This is a genomic window from Massilia sp. CMS3.1, from assembly GCF_051262535.1.
In the GTDB taxonomy this organism is placed as follows: domain Bacteria; phylum Pseudomonadota; class Gammaproteobacteria; order Burkholderiales; family Burkholderiaceae_D; genus Telluria.
This window is the reverse complement of the sequence record NZ_JBIMES010000024.1, coordinates 23,144-29,969: the sequence shown is the minus strand read 5'-3', so window position 1 is coordinate 29,969 and position 6,826 is coordinate 23,144. Positions and strand designations below refer to the sequence as shown.

The following is a 6,826-nucleotide window of genomic DNA, read 5'->3' as shown; positions in this document are numbered from 1 at the left end:
TTTAACCACTGCAAGCTTGAATTGCTCGCTGTACTTGGCCATGAAAAAACCCCAAAAGTTGGTGTCCAACTTTTGGGGTTCAGTTCACGGAGCTTCCCTTTTCGTTTTTCCGCCGGCTGCCTTCTATCAGAACTTGTACTTCAGGTTCAGGTAGAACTGGCGGCCGCTGACGTCCAGTTTCTGCTGCTCTTCTTCGCTGTAGCGATAGTAGGCGCGCTTGACATTGGTCAGGTTGGTCGCGTCGAACGAGACGATCAGGTTCGGCGAGATGTTGTAGCTGGCGTTGAAGGCCAGTGTCGTCACGGGAGCTGCGATCGTCGGCGCGGCGAACATCAGGATGCCGGCCACGGGCGACTTGTTGTTCGTCGAGTTCGGGGTCGGCGCCGTGGTCGTATTCACATACTCGCTGCGGTAGTTCGCCACCAGGCGCGCCGAGACGCGGTCGTTCTCGAAGTAGGTACCTAGGTTGGCCGCGTACTCGGATGCGCCGGTCATCGGACGGCCATCGTCGACCTTGGTCTTGGCACGGCTCACGTTCGAGGTGAAGCCGAACGGCGTGCTGCCGAACGGCTGCTCGTACGACAGCTCGATGCCGGCAATGCGCGCACCCTGCTGGGTGGAGGTGTTGACGGCAAAGGTCTTGAGGATGCTGTCGCGCGGATCGACCAGTTCGACGCTGTCGCCACCGCTCGAACCGGTCTTCGGATAGCCATCGATCTTCGAATAGAACACGTTCACGCCCACCATCGAACGGGGCGCGAAATACCAGGCCCACGAGGCGTCGATATTTTTTGCCGTCATCGGCCCCAGATTCGGATTCGGGCCGTTGACGGTGCAGCCGCTGGCGATGCAGGTTGCACCGGCATACCCGGCGCCCAGCAAATTATAGTTCTGACGTCCCAGGGTCTTGCTGGCGCCGAAGCGGGCGATCATGTCCTTATCGAGCTCGTAGCGCAGGTTCAGGCTCGGCAACACGTCGTCGAAAGTCTGATCGGTCGGCTTCTTGTAGTAGACGATGCCCGCCCGTGGGTCGAACGGGACATTGTCGTAGAACTGCACGCCTTCGCCGACCGTGGTCAGCGCCGTCGGGAACGCCGGGCATGGGATGGCCGGCTGGTTCGGGGCCGAACGTGCGCAGGCGCCAGTCGGCAACGGGATCGGGACTTGTGCGTTGACGCGGGTGCGGACAAAGCGCACGCCGACATTGCCGGACCAGCGGTCCGCTTCCAGGTTGGCCATGACGTAGGCCGAGCTCTGGCGTTCGCGCAGGTCGAGTTCGGTGGCGGCGCGGCGCTCCCAGTCAGGCGAGGTCTCCTTGCCGTTGGCGGCGAAGTAGGCCTTCATTGCTTCCGGCGTCAGCGTCCAGCTGGTGTTGTCCCAACCTGCAGGGCCGTCCAGCCCGGAGCCGAAGTCCGACGGGTAAGGAATATAGCTGCCGGGGCCGGTCGGCGCGTTGGCCGACAGGGCTGCGCTTTTCAGTTGCGGGAAGCGACGCGCGCTCTCGCGGCGGTGGTCCGCATAGCGAACGCCGGTCTCGAGCGATTGAAACACGCCTTTGTCGAGACGGTAGTCGGCATCGAACTGCAGGCTGTTTTCCTTGTCGGTCGTCTTCACGCCCGAGGCAGCACGCCCGGACAGCACATAGCCGCTGCCGTCGGCGTTCAGGCCGGGCACGTTCGGACCGGTGCCGAAGTACTGGACAAACGGGGCGTCGCGCAGGCTGCCCAGCGCATACGACACGCCGGTGCCGTAACGGGTATACGTCAGGCCCTGGTCGAGGCCGGTCTTGCCGACGCCCTTGGTGGTCGAGAACAAGGTCTTGACGGTCAGGTCCTGGTTGACCTTGTACTTGGCATCGAAATCGAGGAAGGCGCTGCTCGACTCGGCGCCGTCGCGGTAGGCGCCTTCGGTCTCGCCGATATATTGCGGCGTGGTACCTGGGGCATACATGATGTCGGCGCTTTTCAGCACGCGCAACTGGTCGCCATACAGCGTCGTTTCGTTGACGATCACCGGGTTCTTGATCTGCGCATAGACACGCTGACCATTCGACGAAGTCGGCGTTGTCAAGCCCTGCACGCCGCCGAAGCCGCGCAGCATGCTGAACATGGCGCCGGCGTTCAGGCGACCGAAGTTATTCGCTTTCATGCCCGAATGGAAACCGGTCATCGTCATGTCGAGGTCGTTGTTCGGCTTGAACTGGACCGAGAACATGCCGCCCTTGCGGTCGCGCACGCTTTCCACGAATTCCGTGCTCATCGATCCCGGGATGCGCACGCCGTTCAGGTCGGCCGCCGTGTAGCCGGTGCCGGCCAGCGAAGCGTCGGTGACGCCCAGCATCGTCGAGGTATTGATCACGTCCCAGCCGCTGCCGCCCGAGTAGGCAAAGCGCGAGGCGGAATCGCGGCGTACGTAGCGCTTTTCGGCGAAGCCCTGCACGATGAAGCCCAGCGTGCCGGCCTCGTTCTTCCAGTTGAAGGTGGCGTTCAAGTCCGGCGCCGTCTTGCCCGGCAATTGAGCATAGTTAACGCCGCCGCTGATAAGGCCCCCGAAGCGCTCCTTCTGCGCCAGCGGTTTGCGCGTGGTCACGTTGATGGTGCCGGCCAGGCCGCCATCGACCAGGTTGGCCTGCGAGGTCTTGTAGACCAGCGCCTGGTTCAACACACTCGACGGCATCAGCGACAGGCTGGTCGAACGGCTGCTTGAGAGCTGGTCGGAAACGTACCAGTCGCCGCCGGAGACGGTGTGGCCATTGAAAATGATCAGGGTCATGTCGGCGTTGGTACCGCGCATCGACACTTTTTCCGCTTCGTCGTAATCGGTCCGCACCGCCACACCCGACAGGCGCTGGAGCGAGTCGGCCAAGTTCTTGTCCGGCATCTTGCCCACGTCTTCCGCCGTGATGACCTCGACGTTGGCGGTCGCGTTCTTCTTGACGTTGAGCGACTTGGCCATCGAGGCGCGGATGCCGGTGACCTCGACGGTCTGCATCGGGGCTTCCGCGGCTGTCGTCTGCGCCATGGCCGGCAAGGCGCTCAAGCTCCACAGCGCCATCGAAACGGCAGCTGCCAGCGGCTTCTGTTTGAACATTCTCTCTCCTGGATATATAGGTATGGTGTGATGCGGCGGCAGACGGTCGCTGCCATATCGATAGTATTAGCTATAAGCAAATAACTGAAAAATTACTTGTCATCCCTCAGCCATAACTTGAAGGAATGTTTGAGTTCTACAACACCGAGCTTATGGATGGGCGACAAATTTTCATTGTCAAACGGCGTGCTGCCGCGTTAGCGTGTTGCGAACACAACACGGAGACCCTTCCATGCGCCTCGCCCCCCTGCTGTTCGCCGCCTTTGTTACCGGCTGCGCCAGCCAGTCCTCCCTGCCGCCTGCGCCCAGGCCCGCGCCGCCCGCCCCGGCCACGCCTGCGCCGGCGGCTCTCGTTCCGGTCGCGATCGAGACCGTGCTGCAAAAGCCCATCTACCAGATGACACCGGTCGAAGCCGGACGCTACGTGGCGTGGGCGCACGCGGCCGAGCCGGACTTGCGTAAGCGCATCGCCGCGATCGGTCGCAAGAACCTGGGCCAGCCTTACCTGCTGAACCTGTTGGGCGAGTTCCCGTTCGAAGTGCACGACGACTTGCCGATGTTCAGCCTGCAGCAGAGCGATTGCGTCGTGTTCGCGGAACACACCTATGCGATGGCCCTGTCGCGTTCATGGGAAGAGTTCTTCTGGATGCTGCAGCGCATTCGCTACCGCGACGGCGTGATCGGCGTGGCCACGCGCAACCACTACACCGAGATGGACTGGAACGTCGCCAATCGCTGGCTGCTGACCGACGTCAGCGCCGCCCTGGCCGGCGCACATGGACCCAGCTACGCCATGCGGGTCGACCGCGCACGCTTTCTCAAGACGCGCCACGGGACCGAGCGCAACATCCCGGTCGAGACCAGCCGCCAAAGCTATGTACCAAAAGAACAGGTGACGGCGATCGCCAGCCAGCTGCAGGAAGGCGACTTCGTCAACGTGATCTCGACCCGCGACGGCGAACACTGGGCTTCGCACGTCGGCCTCGTGGTGCTCGGCCCGAATGGCGAGCGCCACTTCCTGCATTCGCAGGAACCGAAGGTGCGCGAAGAAACCTTCGACTCCTTTATCGCCCGTGCCCTTGAGCGCGAGGCGCGCAATGCCCGTGCGGGCAAGAACGGCCAGCGCCTGGCCGGTTTCAAGTTCCTGCGCCTGAACGACAACATCGTGGTGCCGCCGATGGCGCCGCAGCCCCGTCCCGGTACCTGATACCGTTTTGCCGGCGCGCGCCAGCGGTGCGCGCCCGGTTCTCCTTCTCTACCCCGGCTGCCCCCTCTTGCAGCGATGTCCGGGCGCCCCCTCGTTCCTCGACTCCCCGTTCCTGCCACCCCTCCTCCCTGAAACGCGGTCGTCGCATTCGCTGCGCGCCTGCCCGCTATCAATACACAATTTCCACCTTTTTATATTCTCAACGGAAATCTATTGCATCTCGCGATGTCATTTATTTCCTAATTACATTTCTGTAATTAAATAAACAGAGCATTTCGTTTTAATTCGGAATTGTCGGTTGAGCGGGGTCAAACTCAGCAATCTGACTGAGGCAGATAATAAACTTACTCAGCAACAGTAAGTCTAAGCGTCACCCTGATTCTATTTGTCTAATTATTATTTCCGAGGGCATCTTTCTTAATATATTTGGCTTTCTTTTTAGCCGCGCATTTGCCTTTTACCGCTGCCATTGCAACCCACCCGACCGAGTAACGCGCACCATGCCAACTTTATCCACCCGAGTATTAAGCCAGTTTTGCGCCGGAATGGTATCGCTGCATCGGACTACCAAAATAGCGCTCATGGTCTGCATCGACCTGGTTGCATTGCCACTTTGTTTTCTCATCGCGATGTTATTGCGCGGCGGCGATATGAAACTCGCCGCCCACTACGGACTCGCATCCTATGTCATTGTGGCGCTGGTCACGATTGCAGCATTTTCGATGTCCGACTTATACCGCGCCGTTATTCGCTTTATCGACGGACGGTTATTGAGCGCCACCGGCATGGCACTCGGCATTGCAATCCTGTGTGCTTATGTCGTGCTGTTTGCGATTAACGATGCCATGTTCCCGCGCAGCGCACTCGCGATTTACTGGTTCATCGTCTTTTCGTATGTCGTCACCTCGCGCATCGGCATGCGCAATTTCCTGCGCAATCACAGCACGCGCCGTCCAGCGTCGGACGCGGTCGCCATTTATGGCGCCAGCGAGGCAGGCGCACGCCTTGCGCAAACCATGCGCAGTAGCGACGAATTCCGTCCGGTGTGCTTCTTCGACGACAAGCGTGCGCTGAACGACCGCACCATTGCCGGATTGCGGGTATTCCATACCGATCGCCTGGCCGACCTGGTCGCCGCCCACAATATCCGCACTGTCGTCATCGCCGTGCCCGGCATGCCCGCCGAACGCCTGCGCGACATCATGCAGCGCCTGGCCGGTGCCGGCGTCACGACCAAGATCCTCAGCCGGCTGGTCGACCTGGCCGACGACCGGGTGCGCCCACGTGACTCGATCCGCGAACTGAAGTTCGAAGACCTGCTCGGCCGGCCACCGGTGCCGCCCCGGCTCGACCTTTTCGCCCGCTGCGTACGCGGCAAGACCGTGCTGGTCACGGGTGCCGGCGGCTCCATCGGCAGCGAACTGTGCCGCCAGATCGTGACCCTGGCCCCAGGCCGGCTGCACCTGCTCGACCACTCCGAGTTTGCGCTGTACACCATTCGACAGGAACTGAGCACGCGTTTTCCCGACCTGCGCATTGATGCCCACCTTGGCTCGGTCTGCAATGCCGACCTGGTCGAACGCATCCTGGGCGACAGCCATGTCGACACGGTCTACCATGCGGCCGCCTACAAGCATGTTCCGCTGGTCGAATCGAACATCGTCGAAGGCCTGCGCAACAACGTGCTCGGCGCCCAGGTCATCGCAGCGGCCTGCGCCAGCCATCATGTCGAGACCTGCGTGCTGATTTCGAGCGACAAGGCGGTGCGCCCGACCAATATCATGGGCGCCAGCAAGCGTATTGCAGAGCTGATCTTCCAGGCGGCAGCCGCCAAGCACGGTGGGCAGACAACCTTCTGCATGGTTCGCTTCGGCAACGTGCTCGGCTCGTCCGGCTCGGTGATCCCCTTGTTCCAGCGCCAGATCGCGCGTGGCGGCCCGCTGACCATCACCCATCCTGAAGTATCGCGTTACTTCATGCTGATTCCGGAAGCGGCGCAGCTCGTGATCCAGGCCGGTGCCATGGCCAAGGGCGGCGACGTATTCGTGCTCGACATGGGTGAACCGGTCCGCATCGTCGAACTGGCGCGCACCCTGCTCGCCATGTCGGGCCTGACCGAAAAAACGCCGCAGAACCCGGATGGCGATATCGAAGTGAAATTCGTCGGGTTGTTCGCAGGCGAAAAGCTGCATGAGGAGCTGCTGACCGACGGCACGGTGTTCCCGAGCGAGCATCCGCGCATCATGCGCATGAAGGAGAACGCCCTGCGTCCGAGCGTGCTGGAGACCTGCATCACCTGCCTGATGATGGCTTGCGAGACGCACGAGCGGGGCATGATCGAATCTATGGTCAAGGCCATCGTCAGCGAATACACGCCCCAGCTGCCTGTCGCCTCCCCGGCGCCAGCGCCCGAACCCGAACTCGAAGCCGGCAAGGCGCGGCTCAGCCTCATCCATAAATTCGTGCCCTTCCGTATCTAGCGGCGGCATTCCCCCTTCACCCACCCACCACTCAATGTTGGCGAGGAAC

Annotated in this window: 3 protein-coding genes; 2 read left to right on the top strand and 1 reads right to left on the bottom strand. The window is 61.5% G+C overall.

Going from position 1 to position 6,826, the window contains the following annotated elements:
• Positions 1 to 126: 126 nt before the first annotated feature.
• Complete coding sequence (locus ACHAC9_RS22765; protein WP_435763785.1) at positions 127 to 3,090, bottom strand: TonB-dependent receptor; 2,964 nt, start codon at positions 3,088 to 3,090, stop codon at positions 127 to 129.
• Between the two features lie 232 nt (positions 3,091 to 3,322).
• Here ACHAC9_RS22765 and ACHAC9_RS22760 point away from each other — a divergent pair, with 232 nt between their 5' ends.
• Positions 3,323 to 4,297 (top strand): N-acetylmuramoyl-L-alanine amidase-like domain-containing protein, encoded by a 975-nt coding sequence (locus tag ACHAC9_RS22760; RefSeq protein ID WP_435763783.1) that lies wholly within the window; start codon positions 3,323 to 3,325, stop codon positions 4,295 to 4,297.
• 650 nt (positions 4,298 to 4,947) lie between these two features.
• Entirely contained in the window at positions 4,948 to 6,777 is a 1,830-nt protein-coding gene (locus ACHAC9_RS22755; RefSeq protein ID WP_435763781.1) for a polysaccharide biosynthesis protein, read from the top strand.
• The last annotated feature ends 49 nt before the right edge of the window (positions 6,778 to 6,826 follow it).